Source organism: Nonomuraea basaltis, from assembly GCF_005893125.1.
GTDB lineage: Bacteria > Actinomycetota > Actinomycetes > Streptosporangiales > Streptosporangiaceae > Nonomuraea > Nonomuraea basaltis.
Genome location: NZ_VCJS01000022.1, coordinates 45,594 through 65,160 on the forward strand (window position 1 = coordinate 45,594; position 19,567 = coordinate 65,160).

19 protein-coding genes are annotated in these 19,567 nt (G+C 66.8%); 10 read left to right on the forward strand and 9 right to left on the reverse strand.

Translation table 11 applies throughout. The features are described from left to right. Positions 1-40 precede the first annotated feature (40 nt). The 3 genes from EJK15_RS13315 to EJK15_RS13325 form a co-directional block, all read right to left on the reverse strand. Positions 41-688, reverse strand: a complete 648-nt coding sequence (locus EJK15_RS13315) for a TetR/AcrR family transcriptional regulator (RefSeq protein ID WP_240776942.1) — start codon at positions 686-688, stop codon at positions 41-43. A 58-nt stretch (positions 689-746) separates the two neighbouring features. After that, positions 747-2,270 (reverse strand): MFS transporter, encoded by a 1,524-nt coding sequence (locus tag EJK15_RS13320; RefSeq protein WP_138710699.1) that lies wholly within the window; start codon positions 2,268-2,270, stop codon positions 747-749. Positions 2,271-2,339: 69 nt separating this feature from the next. Beyond that, on the reverse strand, positions 2,340-2,849 hold the full coding sequence (locus EJK15_RS13325; protein ID WP_138710700.1) for a DUF6653 family protein: 510 nt from the start codon (positions 2,847-2,849) through the stop codon (positions 2,340-2,342). Positions 2,850-3,013: 164 nt separating this feature from the next. Between EJK15_RS13325 and EJK15_RS13330 the strand changes: the two genes are divergently transcribed. Continuing rightward, positions 3,014-4,108 (forward strand): hypothetical protein, encoded by a 1,095-nt coding sequence (locus EJK15_RS13330; RefSeq protein WP_138710701.1) that lies wholly within the window; start codon positions 3,014-3,016, stop codon positions 4,106-4,108. Positions 4,109-4,504: 396 nt separating this feature from the next. On the opposite strand, the gene EJK15_RS13335 is transcribed toward EJK15_RS13330, so the two are convergent. Next, entirely contained in the window at positions 4,505-5,233 is a 729-nt protein-coding gene (locus EJK15_RS13335; RefSeq protein ID WP_138710702.1) for a hypothetical protein, read from the reverse strand. Between the two features lie 906 nt (positions 5,234-6,139). On the opposite strand from EJK15_RS13335, the gene EJK15_RS13340 reads away from it, so the two are divergent. Beyond that, on the forward strand, positions 6,140-7,387 hold the full coding sequence (locus EJK15_RS13340; protein WP_171074276.1) for an extracellular catalytic domain type 2 short-chain-length polyhydroxyalkanoate depolymerase: 1,248 nt from the start codon (positions 6,140-6,142) through the stop codon (positions 7,385-7,387). 178 nt (positions 7,388-7,565) lie between these two features. On the opposite strand, the gene EJK15_RS70515 is transcribed toward EJK15_RS13340, so the two are convergent. Then, a complete protein-coding gene (locus tag EJK15_RS70515; RefSeq protein ID WP_171074277.1) occupies positions 7,566-8,222 on the reverse strand; it encodes a GntR family transcriptional regulator in 657 nt (218 codons plus the stop codon). A 409-nt stretch (positions 8,223-8,631) separates the two neighbouring features. On the opposite strand from EJK15_RS70515, the gene EJK15_RS70520 reads away from it, so the two are divergent. After that, the gene (locus tag EJK15_RS70520; RefSeq protein ID WP_171074278.1) at positions 8,632-8,781 is read left to right on the forward strand and encodes a hypothetical protein; all 150 of its coding nucleotides are present in this window, start codon (positions 8,632-8,634) and stop codon (positions 8,779-8,781) included. 28 nt (positions 8,782-8,809) lie between these two features. Here EJK15_RS70520 and EJK15_RS13350 read toward each other — a convergent pair whose 3' ends face one another. After that, positions 8,810-9,409, reverse strand: coding sequence for a DUF6069 family protein (locus EJK15_RS13350; protein WP_138710705.1), 600 nt, complete (start codon positions 9,407-9,409; stop codon positions 8,810-8,812). 279 nt (positions 9,410-9,688) lie between these two features. Here EJK15_RS13350 and EJK15_RS13355 point away from each other — a divergent pair, with 279 nt between their 5' ends. Then, positions 9,689-10,705: a serine hydrolase domain-containing protein gene (locus tag EJK15_RS13355; RefSeq protein ID WP_138710706.1), complete on the forward strand. Its 1,017-nt coding sequence runs from the start codon at positions 9,689-9,691 to the stop codon at positions 10,703-10,705. Positions 10,706-10,768: 63 nt separating this feature from the next. On the opposite strand, the gene EJK15_RS13360 is transcribed toward EJK15_RS13355, so the two are convergent. Next, positions 10,769-12,121 carry an RNA-guided endonuclease InsQ/TnpB family protein gene (locus tag EJK15_RS13360; protein WP_138710707.1) on the reverse strand — a complete coding sequence of 451 codons (1,353 nt, stop codon included), beginning with the start codon at positions 12,119-12,121 and terminating at the stop codon, positions 10,769-10,771. Between the two features lie 55 nt (positions 12,122-12,176). On the opposite strand from EJK15_RS13360, the gene tnpA reads away from it, so the two are divergent. After that, positions 12,177-12,593 (forward strand): IS200/IS605 family transposase, encoded by a 417-nt coding sequence (tnpA, locus tag EJK15_RS13365; protein WP_138710708.1) that lies wholly within the window; start codon positions 12,177-12,179, stop codon positions 12,591-12,593. A 339-nt stretch (positions 12,594-12,932) separates the two neighbouring features. Here tnpA and EJK15_RS13370 read toward each other — a convergent pair whose 3' ends face one another. After that, positions 12,933-13,775: an alpha/beta fold hydrolase gene (locus EJK15_RS13370; protein ID WP_138710709.1), complete on the reverse strand. Its 843-nt coding sequence runs from the start codon at positions 13,773-13,775 to the stop codon at positions 12,933-12,935. Between the two features lie 111 nt (positions 13,776-13,886). On the opposite strand from EJK15_RS13370, the gene EJK15_RS13375 reads away from it, so the two are divergent. The 3 genes from EJK15_RS13375 to EJK15_RS13385 all read left to right on the forward strand — a co-directional run bounded on the left by EJK15_RS13375 (position 13,887) and on the right by EJK15_RS13385 (position 16,681). After that, positions 13,887-14,438, forward strand: a complete 552-nt coding sequence (locus EJK15_RS13375; RefSeq protein WP_138710710.1) for an ArsR/SmtB family transcription factor — start codon at positions 13,887-13,889, stop codon at positions 14,436-14,438. 399 nt (positions 14,439-14,837) lie between these two features. Next, on the forward strand, positions 14,838-15,818 hold the full coding sequence (locus tag EJK15_RS13380; protein WP_138710711.1) for a DUF418 domain-containing protein: 981 nt from the start codon (positions 14,838-14,840) through the stop codon (positions 15,816-15,818). Between the two features lie 476 nt (positions 15,819-16,294). After that, a complete protein-coding gene (locus EJK15_RS13385) occupies positions 16,295-16,681 on the forward strand; it encodes a hypothetical protein (RefSeq protein WP_138710712.1) in 387 nt (128 codons plus the stop codon). Positions 16,682-16,957: 276 nt separating this feature from the next. Here the strand turns inward: EJK15_RS13385 and EJK15_RS13390 are convergent, their stop codons facing one another. After that, complete coding sequence (locus EJK15_RS13390; RefSeq protein ID WP_138710713.1) at positions 16,958-17,923, reverse strand: TetR/AcrR family transcriptional regulator C-terminal domain-containing protein; 966 nt, start codon at positions 17,921-17,923, stop codon at positions 16,958-16,960. A gap of 126 nt (positions 17,924-18,049) precedes the next feature. On the opposite strand from EJK15_RS13390, the gene EJK15_RS13395 reads away from it, so the two are divergent. Together EJK15_RS13395 and EJK15_RS13400 are read left to right on the forward strand one after the other, a co-directional pair. Further along, positions 18,050-18,370: a hypothetical protein gene (locus tag EJK15_RS13395; protein WP_138710714.1), complete on the forward strand. Its 321-nt coding sequence runs from the start codon at positions 18,050-18,052 to the stop codon at positions 18,368-18,370. After that, positions 18,367-19,416 (forward strand): hypothetical protein, encoded by a 1,050-nt coding sequence (locus EJK15_RS13400; RefSeq protein WP_206060827.1) that lies wholly within the window; start codon positions 18,367-18,369, stop codon positions 19,414-19,416. Before EJK15_RS13395 ends, EJK15_RS13400 begins: the two co-directional genes overlap by 4 nt. Positions 19,417-19,567 lie beyond the last annotated feature (151 nt).

The following is a 19,567-nucleotide window of genomic DNA, read 5'->3' on the forward strand; positions in this document are numbered from 1 at the left end:
CCCGCCATCACGGCCGGCTCAACCCACGTGAGTACGTCGATCATTCCTTCTGGCTGGTCAGGCCTGCGGTGACGAAGTCGATGAGCAGATCGAGGATCTTGGGGTGGAGGGCGGAGTCGCCGAGGCGTTCGGCGAACATCGGTACCAGCAGCACGCACTGCAGCACACCGATGAGCACTGCGGGGTCGGCATCGATCAGCTCTCCCTGCTCCCGCTTGGCGGTGACGAACTCGCTCAACGCGGTGCCCGGGTTGTCGGCCGTGGCGTTGAGGTGGGCCCGATCGAGCTTGCGTGCCACCGCCTGCATCTCCTCGGGGTGGGTCATGAGACGGCTCCACAGCGGGTTGTCCGCCAGCTCGGCGAGGGTGGCGTGCAGGAAGCGGCGCAGCCCTTCGCGGGCATCGTCCGTGCTGAGCAGAGCGGCGTCGATGACCCTGCGCTTGACCTCGCCGTTTTGGCGCAGCATCAGTTCCAGATACAGCGCCTCCTTGGAGTCGAAGAAGACATAGAAGCTGCTCTTGGCGACCCCAGTGGGGGCCATCAGCTCCTCCAGCGAGGTCTTGCGCAGCCCTTGGCTGATGAACAGCCGCTGGCCGGTCTCCAGCAGGAGCGCGGTGATGCGGGCCTTTTCTTCGGCGGAGAACGCGGGCGGCATCGGGGACCCTTCTTGTACGAACAGTTCGTTCATATGGTTTCACGAGGTCATAGCAAATGCTGCGCCGCCGGGCATGAGCGGGACGCTTGGGTCAACCTCGCTCCTGCACGAATCCGGCCTGCGGGGCGGACTGCTGGTCGGCGGGGCTCGGTGCGACGGGTCCAGGGCGCGGGCGCAGCAGGGTGAAGGCCACCACCGCGGCGCAGGTGGCCAGCGCGGCGCCGACCAGCATGACGAACGACATGGATCCGGTGAACGCCGTCCGGGCGGCGGAGATGATCGCAATGTCGCCGGTGGCGATGGCGCCGGCCAGGGATTCGTGGGCGGCGGGCAGGCCGGCGGGCAGGCGGGAGTGGTATTCCGCAGTCAACGCGCTGCCCAGCACGGCGATGCCCAGGGCGCTGCCGGCCTGGGAGATGGTGCTGTTCATCGCCGATCCCACGCCGGCGTCCTTCGGCGGGATCGCGCTCATCAGCGCGGTGACCGCAGCCGGGGTGGCCAGTCCGGCGCCCATGCCCATCACCGCCAGCGCAGCGCCCAGCAGCAAGTAGCCGTCCGCCGGAGCCAGCGAGCTCAGCAGAGTGAACCCTCCTGCGGTGATCAGCATGCCGACGGTGACCATGGTGCGGTTGCTGACGCGGCGGCCCAGCGTGGCCCCGGCCATGTTGAACGCCGCCGAGGAGGCGGCGAACGGCAGCAGCGCCATTCCGGCCTGCAGTACCTCGTAGCCGGCCACCAACTGCACGTACTGGGCGAGCGCCAGCATCAGGCCCGCGGCGGCGAAGGCCAGCAGCATCACCGAGAGGGTGCCGCCGGCAAAGGTGCGGTCGCCGAAGATGCGCAGCGGCAGCATCGGGGTGGGCGTGCGCAGTTCCCAGACCGTGAAGGCAGCCATGAGCACGAGTCCGAGCGCGCCGATGCCGATGGTGGCCGGGCTGTCCCAGCCGCGGTCGGAGCCGGTGATGACCGCGTAGACCACGGCCACCATCCCGGTGGTGCACAGCACGGCGCCGGGCAGGTCGATCCGGCCGCCCGCACCGGTGGACTCGGGCATCAGCAGCACGGCGGCCGTGATCGCCAGGACGGCGACGGGCACGTTGACCAGGAACACCGATCCCCACCAGAAGTGCTCCAGCAGCAGGCCGCCCAGCGACGGCCCGGCCAGGATCCCGGCCAGGGAGACCGTGCTCCAGGCCGCGATCGCCTTACGCCGTTCGGTCTCGTCGAACACGGTGATGAGGATGGACAGGGTGGCGGGCATGACCAGCGCGGCGCCGACCCCCATCAACGCCCGCGCGGCGATCAGGATCGCGGGTGTCGCCGCCAGGGCGGCCAGTAGGGAGGCCAGCGCGAATATGACCAGGCCACTGATCAGCATGCGCCTGCGGCCGTAGCGGTCCGCCAGCCCGCCCGCGGTCAGCAGCAGCCCGGCGAAGGCGAGCGTGTAGGAGCTGATGATCCACTGAATGTCCGGCGGGGATGCGCCGAGCTCGCGCATCAGCGAGGGAATGGCCAGGTTAAGGATGGTGTTGTCGATCACCAGGACGAGCAGACTCAAGCAGAGCGCACCCAGGATCCACCAGCGGCGCGGGTGCGACGTTTCAGGCGTGTGCATGACGGGTCTTGTCTCACTTTCAGTAGGGGAGGCTCGTGGCCGGAGCGCATCCCCGGGCCACGGGCGCAATCACTTGGTCGCAGCGCCGCTCTCGGGTGCGGCGGTGCGGCGCAGGCCCTCCTCGTAGATGGCTACGAAGCGGTCGATCTGCCATAGCTGCGAGATGAAGATCAGCGACAGTCCGAACACCGACGGCCATGCCTCGATCCGGACCAGCCCGTACACCATGATCGCCAGGCCGACGCCGGCCATCGCGATCAGCCAGCGGATCGCCGGCCGGTGCGCCTCGGCGGCCAGCGACCGGTCGGCGGCGTACATCTTCTCGCCGTAGATGCCCTTCTCCGCCCAGCTGCGGGGCTGGTAGACCGGCTTGAACGCGTGCGGGTTGATCCACATCCACACCACTCCGGCCGCGATCGGGGCCAGCGCCCACCAGCCCAGCTCCTGCCGGAAGTAGATCGGCGCCAGGATCGGCAGGACGCCCACCATCCGGGTCCACACGCTCCAGGCGTTGGCGTGCCGCTTCCAGGACTCCTCGTTGAGACCGAACGTCGCAGCGGCGGCCTGGGTCAGCTTCATGGTTGCTCCTCGAAGGAGAGGGGCCGGTTCGCTCCGGCTCGATGTGTCTATAAAAACACATTCGACAAATGTTTTCAACCAGCGCACCCCAGGCGGCGAGCTGACCTTGCGGCGCGTGGCTGTCCGGGCCCTCGGGTGTCGGGAAGTCCTCGATCGGCTGGGAGGTGTTCGCGCAGCTGAGTCGCAGTGGTGTCAAGACGGCGTTCGTCGACACGGCCCAGATCAGCTTGTGCTACCCCGTGCCGGAGTGCGGCACCCATCACATCCGAGCGCGGAATCTGGCTGCGATGTGGCCAAACTTCCGGCGACAAGGGGTGCGATGCCTGGTCCTCGCGGGCTTTGTCGACACCCCCGGGGAGGTTCGTGAGTACACGGCCCTCCTTCCCGGCGCCACACTCACGTTGTGCCGGCTGCGCGTCGATCGCGCTGAGCTCAAGGAACGGTTCCTCGCGCGGGGTTGGCGTCCGGATCTGGTGGAGGAGGCCGTCGCCGAGGCGGAGGCACTGGACCGTAGCGACTACGCCGACGTGTGCATGGATACCGACGGCTTGACCGTGCCCGAGGCGGCCCGGCTGGTCCGCGAGCTGGCTGGTGGATGGCCGTGCTCCCTACCCGCCGACGTCAACCGGCAGAGCCACCCGCCAGCACCACAGATCGATCTCTCCGCTTCCGTGCTGTGGTTCTCCGGTGCCACGGCGGTCGGGAAATCGACGGTCGGCTACGAGGTCTTCACTCAGGTCCTGCGGACCGGCGTACGAGCCGCCTATGTCGATGTGAAGCAGATAGGCGCACTGCGTCCCGCCGCGGACGACGACGCGGCCGGTCACCGCCTCAAGGCACGCAATCTCGCGGCCATCTGGGCGGGATATCGCGCGGTTGGAGCCCGGTGCCTGATCGTCTCCGGGGAGGCCGACTCCGACGACACCGTCCGCGGCTACGCCGAGCTGCTGCCTGGAACCGCAATTACCGTGTGCCGTCTGCACGCCAGACCCGCAACGCCGGCCGAGCGCGTCGCGCAGCGCGGCCGGGGAGGGGGGCCGGCGGTGCCGGGTGACGAGGTGAAAGGGCTGGGCTCGGCCGCCCTGCACCGCGTCGCCGAACGTGCGGCACGCGAGGCCAAGGCGCTCGACCGCGCCGGGGCAGGCGATCTGCGCGTCGACACTGACGGCCGGTCGGTGCGGGAGGTGGCCGCGGAAGTACAGGTTCGCAGTGGCAACTGGCCGAGCAACTGCACGACCTGCCAGCCACCCGGTCAATGACATCCGCGAGCAACATGAGAAGCCCCGGTGGCAAGGCCGACGATTCGGGTCGCGGCAGCGATCGCCCCGGCTCTTGAGGCGCGCACCACAGTGAGCGATCGTCACGACCTCAGCCCACTTCGATGCTAACGCTGGGCAGGGCGTGCCAGACGGAGCCGGCGCACGCCATAGGCCGTTGTCCGCCGCACAGCGAATCCGGCGACCCACTACCCCAAAGCTGTGCTTCACCTCCCCGTCCTGCATTTCAACAAGCGCTCATTTAACATCTGTCAAACGAAGAGCAGTCCAGGCTCCGAACAGCTGAGAGGCCTGGTCCCCTTGAAAGTCATACACCGGCTCGATCAGCACAAGTCGGCGGTCTCGGTCGCCCGAGAGAGCCAGGTCGCGTAGGGGCCGTTAAGGTGCGCCATCGACGTTGCCTTGAGATGGAACAAGGGCGGGTTGGACACTGGCGAGCCGTTCGAGCATGGGCTCTTGTGAGTGTCCGGCGAAGGCCGCCTCGACGGCGACGGCAGCGGTCCCGCCGGTAAGCCAGGTCAGGACCTGATGGTAGGCGGGGCTGCGGCGGTTCCAGAAGGCGTTGGTCAGACGTCCGCCCGACAGGCCCGTCATGACGAAGTCGTACAGGTGGTTGATCAGGGCGTCGGTGTCGAGCCTGCTCCAGACACTGAGGCAGGGCGCCAGATCCATGCCGGTGGCGGATAGGGCGCAAATCACTGTGTCGATCGGGGGGCGCACAGGGTAGTGGCGCAGCGTCTCGTGCCACCACTCATTCAGAAACCCCTCTATGACATCACGCTCCTCAATCGGCCAAGTCTGCCAACCGGCGGCGGCGAGCTTGCCGAAGACGATCTCGGGATCGGGATACCCGAAGGCGTCCGTTGCCCCGCATTCGAGCAGGCGGGGCAGAAAGTAGCGGAATTCGCCGACACCGCCCCAGGTGGTGAGGGCCTTGGCGGCGTAACGGGCCAGCGCCTCAGGCCGCACCAACCCGACCGGCCCGGCCAGCAGGCACAACTCCTCGTCCGGCTCGACGCAGTGTGGACAGCCGTTCATGCGCTCAGGTTTCGGCACGTGTCTGAACACGTCGTACAGCCGCTGCTTGGCCGCTTCCCATCCGGTCATGGGCCCATTGTCGGCGCTACAGCCGAGGCCGGGCATCCACCTGATTCATACTTCCCGCGGCACCGGCCCGAATTTGTCGGCCCCGTACGCCATGATCGGCATTCATTCCGATACGTCCCCTCAAGGAGTGTCCCTGTCTGAGCGGCCTGCGAGCGTCGGCTCGCAGGCCCCTCGCACCCGCCGCCTCTCGATCGGCTCTGGACGATCTCCGCTCCCGGCACACTCGATCAGCCATCTCAGCCGGTGGCAAGGACCGACGAAGTCGTTCCGTGGCGGTCGATTGCCGCAGCCGCATACGGTGAGCACCGAAGTCGGCGAAGTTGTTTGCGTATTTCGTCGCTCCACGGCTGGATTTGCGATCAAACGCTCCAATCCAATGGCACCACGAGCTGTTCCCGGACCTCTGTGATTCGCTGATCGCTGGAATATCGTCTGACGTGAAGATCAGCCAGCACTTCTCGGGCTCCCGGGAATTCACTGAGCCAGAATCGCCAACTTATCTGCTCTGCCAGATGCGACAAGGCAGCGAATTCAACTGGTTCCGATGCAGCCTTGACCTCTCATGTGCGCCTCTGCAGGCAAGGGTGACGATCTCTGAGTATTCTCCGGTTCCACGCTTCCATGAGGTAGTTGGGGCGGGAGCCGCACTCACTCCCCACGCCGGAGGGCTCGTCCTATTATAGCCCTCCCTGCCTGCGAAAACAGGATAACGCGAGATCGATTCATTCACCACATCCGTGGACATGATCGGATCCGCGCGGCGCGTTACTTTCTGCTCGTAGCCGCCGTCTGAACATGGTGTGCTGAACCATCTCACAACTTGAAAATATGGTTGTGAATCACATGGATAACCACACGTTCATTCTTCACGGTTACAGTAACTCACCCCTCCCGCAGGAGGCACACATGCACCTGAAACAGCAACTCCTGGCAATCCTTGCGGCGGTCGGACTGGTATCCATGACGGCGCCCGTCGCGCACTCGGACGTCCCGTCGCCCACCCAAGGTCCGCTGAAGCGGTATGAGATCAGCGGAACGTACGTCTCCGGCGTCTCCGCCGGCGGTTACATGGCCAACCAGCTCCACGTCGCCCACTCCAGCGTCTTCAAGGGCGCCGGCATCATGACAGCGGGCCCCTACGGCTGCGCCGACGGTGACGACTCCATGGCCACCATCGCCCAGAACGCCTGCATGAAGACGAACATGCGCCGCAAGACCCCGGCCGAGCTGGAGCGGATGACCCGGGACCGGGCTGCCGCGGGCACTGTCGACCCGGTCGAGAACCTGCGCGGTGACCCGGTGTGGCTGCTGCACGGCTCGAACGACCAGACCGTGGTGCGGGCCGTCAACGACGATCTGGCCACCTACTACCGCGACTTCGGCGCGGACGTCGCCTACAACACCTCCACCAACGCCGGACACGGCTGGGTCAGCCCTCTCGGCACCGTCTCCTGCTCCTTGACTGCCTCGCCGTACGTCAACAACTGCGGAATCGACCCGCAAGAGGAGATGCTCGGCCACCTGCTCGGCAGCGTGAACGCGCCCGCCACCACCCTGGGCGGCAAGCTGATCCGGTTCGACCAGAACGGCTACGCCCCCGGGAGCAGTGCCAGTGCGATCAGCATGGGCACCGACGGATTCGCCTACGTGCCCCCGGCCTGCGAGTCCGGCCCGTGCAAGCTCATGGTCGCGCTGCACGGCTGCTACCAGTACTACGGCCTGATCGGCGATACGTTCATGGACCAGGCGAACCTCAACGAGTACGCCGACACCAACAACATGATCGTGCTCTATCCGCAGGCCAAGGAGAGCTCCTTCCCCATCCTCAACCCTCGCGGCTGCTTCAACTGGTGGGCCTACGGGAGCGACACACAGTACGCCCAGAAGGGCGGCAAGCAGATCACTGCCATCATGAACATGGTCACCGCCCTCGGCGGCGCTCCCGGCGGAACCGACCCGACTCCGACCCCGACCACTCCCCCGAGCCTGGAATGCGTGACCGCCCACAACGTCGCCCACACCATGGCGCTGCGCGCATACGCCATGTGGGGCCGGACCTACGCCACGGGCTCCAACCAGCACCTCGGCCTGTGGAACACCCTCACCACCAGCTCCATCAAGCAGACCTCACCCGGCCACTGGGTGAAGTGCTGAACCATCGTTGATCAACGTCCCTGCCCGTGCGCACCCGCGGGCAGGGACGCTCGACCGGCAACGAAGTCTCCAGAGAGAAGCTCAGGTCGGCGCGGTCGCGTGAGAATGCCGAACGGAGCAGTTGGCTACCACGTGCGAGTAGCTGAACTGAGACGAAGCGCGTCGGCGGTCGCGACCCTCACGGCAGTGATGCGAGCATTCGCTCCCCCGCCGACCGCAGGTGGGCGGTCATCGCGTCCGCCGCAGCCGGGCCGTCGCCCGCCACGACTGCCCGCAGGATGGACTCGTGCTCGTCCCGCGTGAGCTCGGCGGCGCCTTCCCGGGCGTAGAAGATCCGGAAAGCGCGGGAATGGACGAACAACCGCTCCAGCGTTTCGGTCACGACCAGGTTCCCGGACATCTCGGCGAGTTTGCCGTGCAGCAGTTCGTCGGCCTTGGCCAGCAGGGTGAGGTCGCCGCCGGGCACGTCGACCTGCCGGCGCAGGAACGCCTGGTCCTCCGTGCGGAACTCCTGGGCGGCGCGGGCGGCCGTGGGAGGCTCGAGCAGCAGCCTGCACTCGTAGAGGTCGGAGATCGTCTTGCGGTCGGGCAGATCAGCGGCCACGAAGCCGCGGTAGGGATGCTTGCCGACCAGGCCGTCGGCCTCCAGCCGCCCCAGGGCCTGACGGATCGGCGTGTTGGAGATCTTGAGCTGCGCCGCCAGAGCGTCGATCTTGACCCGGCTGCCGTGCGGGATATGCCCGCTGAGCAGCATCTCTCGCAACACGTCGTACACATCGTCAGCGAGCACCTGTCGCCGCGGGAGCTCCAGCGCCGGCGCGGGGGAGTCGGTCATCCAAACCTCCCCGCCCTCCTGCCCTGTACGGCCCGGCGTACGCGCTGTCCGGCGAACTGGACACCATCGCGGGGCGGCTGCGCGGCTACCTGACCTCCTCCGAGGGAACGCGAACCAACCACCTCGCCCCGCTCCTCGTCTGAGTCCGGCCCGCTCGACCTGGCACCCGGAAACCGGGAAATCACGTCCGATCCAGATGATCGGACGGGATCCCGGCAGCTTCCGCAATGACGGGGCGTTCCCCCGAGGACACCCCGCCCTCGTCAGGTATCCCCTACGCGATGACCAGAACGACGATCTGCTGCCGCGGTCCGCCACGGGTGACCCCGCAGAGTGCGATTGACGGGCGCCTCCGCGATCGACATCCCCAACGGTGTCGCGGTGATCGGTTGGGTGCTCCCTTACCGGAATGGTGCCGAAACTCATCGCCGTACCGCTCCTGGTGCTCGGCATGGTCGGCCCCGCCGACGCCTACCCAACGAATGCGGGGCGGGACGGGGTGCGGCCCGCCCCGCAGGGGCTCACTCAGTCGGTGAGGCGGATGAAGGTGACGCAGTAGGCGAGGGACAACGGCAGAGAGGTCCCGCTCAGTCGTACGGACCGTAGTCTCGGCGCTGGTATCCGCGCTGCTCGTGCTCACGAGGCCGCTCGTATCCGCGCTGTTCGTATCCCCGGGCGTCATACCCGCCGGGCTGCTCGTACGGGTACGGCTGCGGATCCGGCACTTCCTCAAGGGCCGTGCGCCCGATCGACGCCAGGAGCGAGAGGATGGCGATGCCGATGATGAGGTTGATGGCGGCCGTGGCGATCTGCTCGATGAGGTCGGCAGAGTGCATGAACGGCAGGATCGTGATGAGGACGGTGAAGAGCCCGGCGATCCAGCCGAAGAACTTGGCCGGCTCCGGTGTCGACACCATGAGGATATAGAGCAGCAGCGTCGCGACAAGCGCGGCAGCGGCGGCCGAGATCGCATATCCCGTGGTCGCCGCGCTGCCGTACGCGGAAGCCCCGTCGGGAGTGAGGACACGGATGCCCAGGATCCTCTTGCTGATCATGACTCCGACCACCACGATCAGTGCGGCCACCACGGCGGCGGCCACGCCGCCTCCCCACACTCGCGCCGGTTTGACCGTCGGCCTGGCCGATCTGGGGCGGCGATCATAGCCATCGTGGGAGGGATAGGACATGCGAATCACCTCTGTCGCGAATGCTGATCAGGCACTTCGAGAACCGTACACGCGCTGTCAAGTGTTCGGCGCGGAGCCCCGCGATGCGGCCTTGAGCGTGTCACAGCGTCACTGAGAACCGTCTACTGCAAGCAGCTCAGGCCCGTCCTTCTGCAGGGCGGCCGAAGCCATGGACGAGATCTTCAAGACACGTAGAGCGGCCAGCAAAATGATCAACGGATCTCCGAGGAAGATATCTCAGGAGCGACCCCTGTTTATCGGTCTCATAGATTGTCCGATATGACGGATCTGAGCAGTCTGGTTGAGGAGACCGTTGGTCAACTCACGGCACGGCATATGGGCGTGGTAGTCGCCGCTGTGGCGGGAAAATCGACGGAGATCCGGGGCTCCGGACAAGCGGGAGGTGCTCCTGGTGCCGACACGTTGTTCGAGATCGGCTCGGTGACCAAGGTCTTCACGGCGCTGACTCTGGCGCAACTGGCCGTGACAGGCGCGGTCGATCTCGACGAGCCGCTGGTCGCGTTGCTGCCTGAAGGGACGCGCGTGCCGTCGCGAGACGGTAAGGAGATCACACTTCGGCAGTTGGCGACCCACACGTCGGGCCTGCCCCGTCTGCCCAAAGGCATGCTCGTCCCGGCATTGCTACGCCCGTCGAAACCGGATCCGTACGCCGACTGCACGGCCGACCTCCTGCTGCATGGTCTGGCCAACACCCGGCTGGGTGCCACGCTCGGGCGCCGATTTCGTTACTCCAATCTCGGTGCGGGCCTGCTGGGACTGGCACTCGCCCACCGGACCGGTACCGACTACGAGACGTTGGTCGTTCGGGAGATCTGCACGCCTTTGGGGCTGGCCGACACCGGCATCGCCGATCGCGAGGTCCGGCTCGTCCAAGGGCACACCCGACGTCGGCGACCTGTCTCAGCTTGGCATCTGGCCGATCTGGCCGGAGCGGGCGGGTTGCGCTCGACGGCCGCGGATCTCGTCACCTTCGTGCAGGCCCAATTGACCCCCGAGTCCAATGGGATCGCCGAGGCGATCCGGCTCAGCCGTCAGGTCGAGCACCGGATCAACCCCTTCGCCTGGATACATCTGGGCTGGATGGGCCAGCGGTTGCACCGCCGGCAAGGAGGTGGCCTCCAGATCTGGCACAACGGGATGACAGGTGGGTTCTCCTCGTTCGTGGGATTCAACCCGGAGAAGGAGGTGGCCGTCATCGTGCTCAGCAACACAAAGCGGTCGGTGGACAGACCCGCCTTCGACCTGCTCCGCCGCCGCCTAGAGTCCTTGCATTGACATCCTCCCCGGCGTAAACTCCGGGGACTCCCCCACGTCACCGCAGGAGCCTTACTGCTTCCTCTACGCCGCTTGAGCGCCGTAGCTTTCGGGCTGTGCCAGGGTCGGAATTGCCTCGCCTGGTCTTACCTGCCCTCCACAGTCGTTTCCAGTGTCCGCCAGTCCGGCGGCCACTTGCTGCTCACGATCGACCTCGCTGCCGATCCCCGTGTCGGCGCCTGGCAGGGTGCGCAGCCGGATCCCCTCCGCGAGGAGGTTCAACGCCGCCGCGACATCCCGGTCGTGATGCTCTCCGCACTGCCGGCAGTCCCACTCCCGGTCCGCCAAGGTCAGCTCGGTGTTGACCCACCCGCAGCACGGACAGGTCTTAGTGGAGGCAAACCAGCGGCTCACCTTGGTGACGGCCCGCCCGTAGCGGGCACCCTTGTCCTCCACCATGCGTATGAAGGTCCCCCACCCGGCATCGTGCACGCTTTTGGCCAGTGGTCCGCGTGACAGGGCCCGCACCGCCAACGATTCCAGGGTGATCGTTTGGTTCTCACGGATCACCCGGGTCGTGCTCTGGTGCAGGAAGTCCCGGCGCGCGTCGGTGACCTTGGCGTGCTGGCGGGCAAGTGCGGCCCGTGCCTTGTCCCGGTTCTTCGATCCCTTCTGCTTGCGTGACAGGGCCCGCTGCAGGCGAGCCAGTTTCCGTTCCCGGCGGCGCAGCCACCGCGGATTGGAGATCTTCGTGCCGTCGGCCAGGACCGCGTACGCCGACAGCCCCAGATCGATCCCGGTCTCGGCCAGGTCCCCGTCCGGGGTGAGGGCCTCAGGCAGCACCTGCCCGGCCTCCTCCACCTCGATCACGAACGAGGCGAAGTAGCGGCCCGCCGCATCCTTGATCACGGTCACGCTCGACGGGATGGCGGGCAGCGGCCGCGACCAGCGCACCTCGACGTCGCCGATCTTCGCCAGATACAGCCGCCCGGCCCCTCCCACCGCCCCGGCGCTGCCCGCCGGGCCGTCCGCCGGGCCGATGCTCGGGCGCAGGCTGAACGCATTGCGGTTGAACCGGGCCGCCTGCCGATGATCACGCCGGGACTTGAAGGTCGGCAACCCGATCCGTGGGCCCCTGCGTTTGCCTGAGACCGAGTCGAAGAAGTTCCGGTAGGCCTGGTCCAGATCCCGGATCGCCTGCTGCAGCGGGACCGGCGACACCTCCCCCAGCCACCGGCGTTCCGGGGTCCGCTTCGCCGCGGTGATGCAGATCTTCTGCAGATCACCCCCGCCGACCCACGGCAGGCCCGCTTTACGGGCGGCCTTGCGCATCGCCAGGGCGTCGTTCCACACCACCCGCACACAACCGAACAATCGGGCCAGCGCCGCCTGCTGGGCGGGGTCGGGGTAGAGCCGGTAGTTGTAGCGCAACCGCACCCCGGCCACCCCCTTCCCGCCAACCCCGAGACTCGAACATATTATCATTCGGTCTATGGCATCGGAACTCGAATATCGTCGTGGCCGCCATGTGGTTTCCGCACTCCACGTGCATCTGGTCTTCGTGACAAAGTACCGGCGGAACGTCTTCGACGACGCGATGCTGCGCCGCTGTGAGGAAATCATGATCGAGGTGTGCGACAGCTTCGAGGCCGAACTGCGCGAGTTCAACGGCGAGGACGACCACGTCCACCTGCTCGTCGTCTACCCGCCCAAGGTCGCCATCAGCAAACTGGTCAACAGCCTCAAGGGGGTGTCCTCGCACTACCTGCGCAAAGAGTTCACCGGGCGGGTGAACCGGGCCATCATGCACGGGCATTTCTGGTCGCCGTCCTACTTCGCCGCTTCCTGCGGCGGGGCTCCCCTGTCGATCATCCGCCAGTACATCGAGCAGCAGCGCCGCCCATCCTGACGGGTCCCAGGTCCGCGCTACGCGCTCCGGTCTGTCCCGGCTCCGCCGGGCCATTCCCTATCGGGAACCGCATTCATCGCCGCCCTAAAGGACGGGGCCTTCTGCGGCTTCTCGGTAAGAGATCAAAGCGCAAACAAAAGGCGCTCTGTTAGGGGCTCTTAGTCACTCAGTTAGTCACTCACCAATGCAGAAAGGGGGGCCGCTTCCAAGACTCTGGAAGCGGCTTGCGTCTTCGCCGTACATCCCTGGCAACCATCCGGGCTGTTGAGAAGGCGACTGCCCAGCACGCCGCATGAACCTACAAGTAGTGGTCCGCAAACCATGCTCCAGCCGGTGTGCTCATCCGGTGGTGGACGGGTCGGTCCGTGTGGGCGTGACGTCGTCCAGTTGGTTTCCGGTTCGTACGCTGTGCAGGACGTCCTTGATCGCGGCGATGACCAGTCCGGGATCGTCGTCGTGGATGTAGTGACCGGCTCGATCGGCGATGATGTGTCGGCTGTTGGCTGACAGTTGGGCCAAGTTTGCGTTGAGGCGGTGCCAGCGGCGCCAGTCCTCGGGGATCGCGTCGCTACTGCCCGGGCTGCGGGTCAGCACCATGAGAGGTCTGTTGCCCAGTGCTCTCTTGGCCAGGGGCTGGTCGGCCGCCGTCAGCCGCTTCAGAGCCCGGTGCTCGCGCATCATCGACCGCCGGTCGGCGCCGCTGCGGATCTTCCGGGAAACAGCGATGAGGAGAGGTAGGGTCACTGCCTCGAAAAGCCTGTCCCGCCAGGGAAGGCAGTCGCGAAGAATCTGCGTCTGACCCTCGGTGCTGGAGTCGACCAGCACCATGCCTGCGACTTCCGTGTCATAGAGTCCGGTGAACGCCCTGGTATGCACGCCGCCGGCAGAGTGGCCGACCAGTACGACGGGGCGCGCGATGGCTGCCGCATCCAAAACCTCATGAAGATTCCGCGCGATATCGCCTGGTGTCCTGTTGTCCAGTGCCCGACTGCTGGAGCCGTAGGCCGCTCGGTCATAGGTCACCACCGTGGTCTCTTTGGCCAGGGTCTCGGCCACTTCTCGCCAGGATTCCGCGTTTCCGCCGAATGCCGGCTCAATGATCACGGCCGGTTCTCCGCTGCCGAAGATGGTGGTGCTGATGCGATGCGGCCCTGCCTCCACATGAGTGGCCCGGCTATCCATCTCTTCCCCCGGAAGACCGACGATGGGTCATGTGTGATCGTAAGGAGCGTATCGTCAAGTGTCAAAGAAGGCTTTGACACTTCGATCTGCTGTCAAAGCTATCTTTGACAGATGCGCATCACCGATCCGCGGGCCATTCGCGCTCTCGCGCACCCGCTGCGGCTGGATCTGATCGACCTGCTCGGGCGGATCGGCCCCGCGACGGCCACGACCTGCGCAAAGCACCTGGACACCTCCCAGGCGTCTTGCTCCTTCCACCTCCGCCAGCTCGCCAAGTACGGCTACGTCACCGAGGCCGAGCCCTCAGAGGACAAGCGGGAGCGGCTGTGGCAGCTGACCGACCACGAGCAGAAGTGGTCCAGGACGGAAGGCGGTCCGGCGGCGATGGAGCTGGAAAGGGTCTTCATCGAGAGGGAGGCGGCCCGCATGGCCGCATGGACCGAAGCCCGGACGTCCGCCGCGAAAGCCTGGCAGGACGCGGCATTCGTCTCAGGTGTCAGCGTGCCCCTGACCCCCGAGGAACTCGACGCGATCGGCAAAGAGTTCATGAGGCTGCTCGAGCCATACATCGCCCGGCTCTCGAACCTGTCGCTCGTCCCCGGAGACGCCAGCTCTGCACGGATCTTTCTGCATGGAGCCCCCCACGCACCTCTTGATACGTGATTCGCGTTTCCGCCGACCGCTGCTCGGGACGCCGTCTCCAGCTTCGGCGACAGCGCGTTGTTCCTGTCACTGGCCATCCGGGCGAAGGACCTGATCGGCTCGGATGCCGCCGCTGGGGCAACGGCGAGAACGAAGATCTGCCAGCGGCGCGGATCGCGACCTGTGGCCGTTCCACTCCAGAAGCCGGCGACCGAAGATCGCCAGGCGACCGACACCTGCGCGCTGAACCAGCCGAAAGTACCGGTCGCAGACCGCGAGACCCAACTTGTGGTCGATGTCCGCACCGGGCCGCTTCCGCAGGATGAGGCCCATGCGCTTTCAAGATCACGCTCTAGGACTGGACGCCGAAGGTCTGGCCGGCGGTCCCGGTGTCCCCTCCACCCGTGCCGAGGCGACGGCATGGGCGGCCCCGCGATGACCTCCCCCGGCCGACCGCGTATCGCCGCGCTCGACGTCCTGCGCGGGTTCACGCTGTGCGAGATCCTGCTCGCCAACATCCAGCTGATAGCCAACGACGGCACCGCCGTCGTGACGCAGCCCATGGGAGACTGGGACCCCTGGCTCGGGCTCCCGATCTTCTCCCTGCTGTTCGGCATCGGATTCTCGCTACTGCTGGACTCCGCCGCGAGCCGCGTCCCCTGCCCACGGCTGGTCCTGCTGCGCCGGCTTCTGGCGCTGCTCGCGATCGGCCTCGTGCATATGCTGCTGTGGCCGGGCGAAGTCCTGACCCGCTACGCCATCGTCGGCGTGCTGGTGCTGCTGCCCTCGACCTGGCTGCCGCGGTGGGCCGTGGCCGGCCTCTCCGCCGCGCTCGTGACGGTGGCGGTGATCGGCGGGGGTGGGCCCTTGCTGATCGCCGGGCTGTTCCTGCTGGGCTCGGCACTGGTCCGCTACGGGGTGATCGAGAAGATCGAGAGGTCCACCCGAGGGCCGGTCCTGCTGGGCCTGGTCTTCGCGGCGGGACTGGCCTCTGTCCTGTGGGTACAGGCCAGCATGCGGGCCGTGGGGGCCACGACGCAGCTGTCTTTCACGTCCACCCTGGCCGATCTGCTGCTCGCCGGTGTGTACGTGTGCGTCCTGCTGATCCTGCTCAGAACGCCGCTGCGACCGGCGCTGCAGTTCGTCTTCGCGCCACTGGGCCGGGTGGCACTGACCAACTATCTGACCGCCACACTCCTCGTTCTGGCGGCCAGTCACATCCTCGGCCTGCCGATCGGCCAATCGTCGTCGGCGGCGTTCCAGGCCGCGGGAGCCATCCTCACGGCCCAGTGGCTGTTCTCCACCCTCTGGCTGCGCCGCTTCCGCCAGGGCCCCATGGAGTGGCTCTGGCGCTGGGCCACCTGGGCCCACCGCTCAGCCCTGCGCATCCCCACGAGCTGAGCCCATCCCCGTGACAACCGAAGAGGCAGGAGCGGACCCGTGAGCAGCGGGCGATGACGCGGAGGGGCGGCGGGTAAGCCCTCATCCGGTTCCGGTGGGGCGGTGCGGGGCGCGTAGGGCGTGAGGTCGATGGCGTTGTGTGGGCGAACTCCTGGACCGCGCCGCGAACCACACCCCAGCCCGCTGACCGTGATCCCACCGCGTCGATCCGGGAAAGCCGCCCTCATCGCCCGCGGTCAAAACGCGGAGGTGGCCATGAGCGAATCTTGAAACCGCAATTCCAGTGACATGCGCACCAGCTAGTGGGCCGCTAATGGGCCGCTAGTGGGCGGCTAGTTTTTCGACGAACCGGCGGCCGGCGATCTACGTTTGCGCGACCAGCCGGCGAACTGTGCTCAGAAGATCTGTCGTCGAACTCGGTCTTGACCCAGGCTCCCTTTCGGGCGGTATCAGGACCCGTCCAAACGGAAGGAAGCATGATGAAGAATCTGCTCAAGACCGCTGTGGTCGGCGCTGCCTTGGTCGCGTCGAGCTTTGCCATGGCGCAGCCCGCGATGGCCAGCTCGCTCTCGTGGAACGTCAGCGATGGCCTGATCTCCTACGCCGATGCCTCGAACAAGTTCTGCGTGCGGGCGTACGACAGCGAGGGTGCCCGCCAGGTGACGGTGACGCTGACTCCAATCAACGGCGGCAACTCGATCACCATCACCGACAAGAACAACTACTACGGTCACTCGGGCGGCACGTGCAGATACCTTAACAACTCGTACACGGAGAACACCTCCCTCCGCGCGACCGCCAGGTCGTACTGGGGCGAGCGCGGCACCTGGGTGGGTCGCGGGACCAGATCGTTCACCAGCTGACCAACCTGCCGGCTCCCCGCACGCCGTCCAGGCGCGCGGGGAGCCGGCTCGGCGAGGAGCATCAATTCCGTCGATGCAAACTCCGCACGCGCCGGATACGGCTCCTGCTTGCCTTCAGAGGGACGTCCTGCTGGCATCACGGCTCCCCCTGGCTTTCTAGGATTTCTCTACGGCAGAGAGAAATTCGCCACTTTGGCGATCCTGACGGCATGACAGTACTGATGGAAATCACGGGGTTGCCGCCGGACCTCGGTCATGATCTAGGCGGCCGGCGCCTCATGACCGCATTCGGGCTTGATCCTGCACCAAGGCGGCGAAACCGTCGAGATGGCGGGCAAGGCTGTACTCGAACAGTCCGTCCAAATCCAACACCGTTTCCTCGGGGACCGTGGCCAGCAGAGGGAATCGTCCGCTGTCGAGGAGTTCGCCGGCCCGTTTCCGCTGGGCGAGCCACCATCCGGTGAGCGTCACGCCGGTCTCCTGCTCCGCTTCGACTTCGTCGGCCATGGACAGAGCAACGGTGACGACCAGTGCGTGCAGCGTGAGTGCCTCTCGAATTCGTGTCGTCATGGGCAGCCCGAGCCCGTCGAGCGCGCGCAGGGTCCACTCGGTGTGGGCCATCATGTTGGGCACGAGCAACGGGCGCGTGAACGAGACGGCCCTGGGCAACCAGAGGTGTCGCCGGCACAGCTCCCATTGCCGGCGGGAGATCAGTTCGAGCTTGGCTCGCCACCCTTCCGGCCCGGGGATGGGGAGCTCTGGTTCGCCGAAGGCTTCGTCGACCATCTGCGTCACCAGTTCGTCCTTATTGGCCACGTGCCGGTACAGCGACATCGGACCGGCTCCGAGCTCGGCCGCTAGTCGCCGCATGGACACGGCAACGAGTCCCTCATTGTCGGCGATCGCGATGGCGGTGCGGAGAACCTGTTCGCGGTTCAGTGCCTGCTTGGGGACGCCGGCCTGCCGCGGTCTCGGTGAGGTGGCCGGGCCGGCCGGCTCTTTGTGGCCCGCGCGTGCGCTGACCACCGTGCCGGAACCGACCTTCGCCTCGACCAGCCCCTCGTCGCGCAGAGCCGCCATCACTTTGGTCGCGGTCGCGACCGCGACGCCCCGTCGCTGGGCGATCTGCCGGATGGAGGGCATGCGATCGCCTGGCCGCAGCTCACCGGTCAGGATCCGGGCGCGGAACTCCGCGACGATCCGCCGGTATGGCGGCTCCGGTCGCCGCGTTGACGACACCATGAGGGCCCTCGATTCATCGGTGAGGTTCTTGCCAGCAGAGAGTGTACTAGTTCAATCCGCCCAGTACTAGTTCACTTTGTCGCCCAGAATACCCAGGAAAGCCACCTGTCTCGATACCATGTACGCATGATATTGGATACGCCGTACGCATCCGTCAGGCAGGAAGACGGCGCAGACCAGCAGGCGGCCGGCCGCCGCGAGGGCGCCTCGGCATGGCAGACGTTGGCCGCCGGCCAGGCACCCCATGAGCAGCATCCGGACGCGCCCGACGCGGACCCGAACGTGCTGGCACGTGGGCTCCTCCCCCGCACCGCGGCAGGCGCCGCCGAGTTGGCGTTCCGCCCGCTCGTGCAGGGGTTCTTTCCACCGGCTCGAGGCTGGTTCGCTCCCATGAGGCTCAGCACAGCTTCCACCAGCATGGACGGCGCAGGATCGGAGGCCGCATGAACCAGATGGGGGACCAGTTGTCCATCTCGTATGCCGAAGTACGGTCGTGGCATCGACCGCTCATGATCATGGTGGCGGCGATGTCCGCGCTCGTCGTCGTCGCGAGCGTCGGTCTCCTCGCCGACGGTCGCGAGCTCTTGCAGCAGTCGGTCTGGGCCAAGCCGCTGAAGTTCGCGGTGTCGTTCGTCATGTACGGCGCAACGCTCGCCTGGCTGATACCGAAACTGCGCCGGGCACGGCGCACGATGTGGACCATCGGAACGGTCTTCGCCGTCGCCGGACTGGTCGACGTCGGCTTCATCGCGGTGCAGGCCGCCCGCGGCACCTACAGCCACTTCAACGCCGGCACAGAACCGTTCACCCAGATCGGGCAGCAGATTTTCTCCACCGGCGTCTTCGGGCTGTTCGGGGCGAGCCTGATCATCGCCATCATGCTGCTGTTCCAGCGCATCGGTGACACGGCACTCACCTGGGCCTTGCGCGCCGGGCTCGGGCTGGCCGTCCTCGGCATGGCGCTGGCGTCCTTCATCACCGGGTGGACCTCGTCGGCCGGACCCCGCACGGTCAAGGACGCCTACGGCAATCCGGTCCCGCTGGTGGGCGGACACGGAGTCGGAGTACCGGACGGCGGCGGCATGCCGATCACGAACTGGAGCACCACAGGCGGCGACCTGCGCGTCCCGCACTTCATCGGCTTGCACTCCATACAGGTGTACGTGCTCGCGGTGCTGGTTCTCACCGCCCTCGCGGCCCGGATCGGCTGGCTGTGCGGCGAACGTGTGCGCGCCCAGCTGATCGGAGTCGTCATCCTGGGGTACACCGCGCTGTTCGCCATCACGGCGTGGCAGGCGCTGCGCGGTCAGTCGCTGGTCCACCCCGACGCGGCCACGTGGACCGCGCTCGCGATGGCGGTTGTCGTGACCGCGCTGCTGGCGGCCCTGGCCATCTCGTCGGCTCGCCGCAGCGAGGTGGCACCCGCCGGCGACGGGCGCTCGCCCAGCGCGCCGCCGGCAGCAGCGCCAACTCCTTCTCGCCCAGGTGGGTGATGTCTTGTCCGGCGACGCGTGGGAGCCATTCCGGGCAACCGATGGGTGACGGTGGGTAACGCCGGTTGGTGACACGCCCGGGTACGCGCTGTTCCTGTCCGCCCTGCTCACCGGCGAACGGGCCAGGCGTGGCAGCCGCACCGGTCCCCGC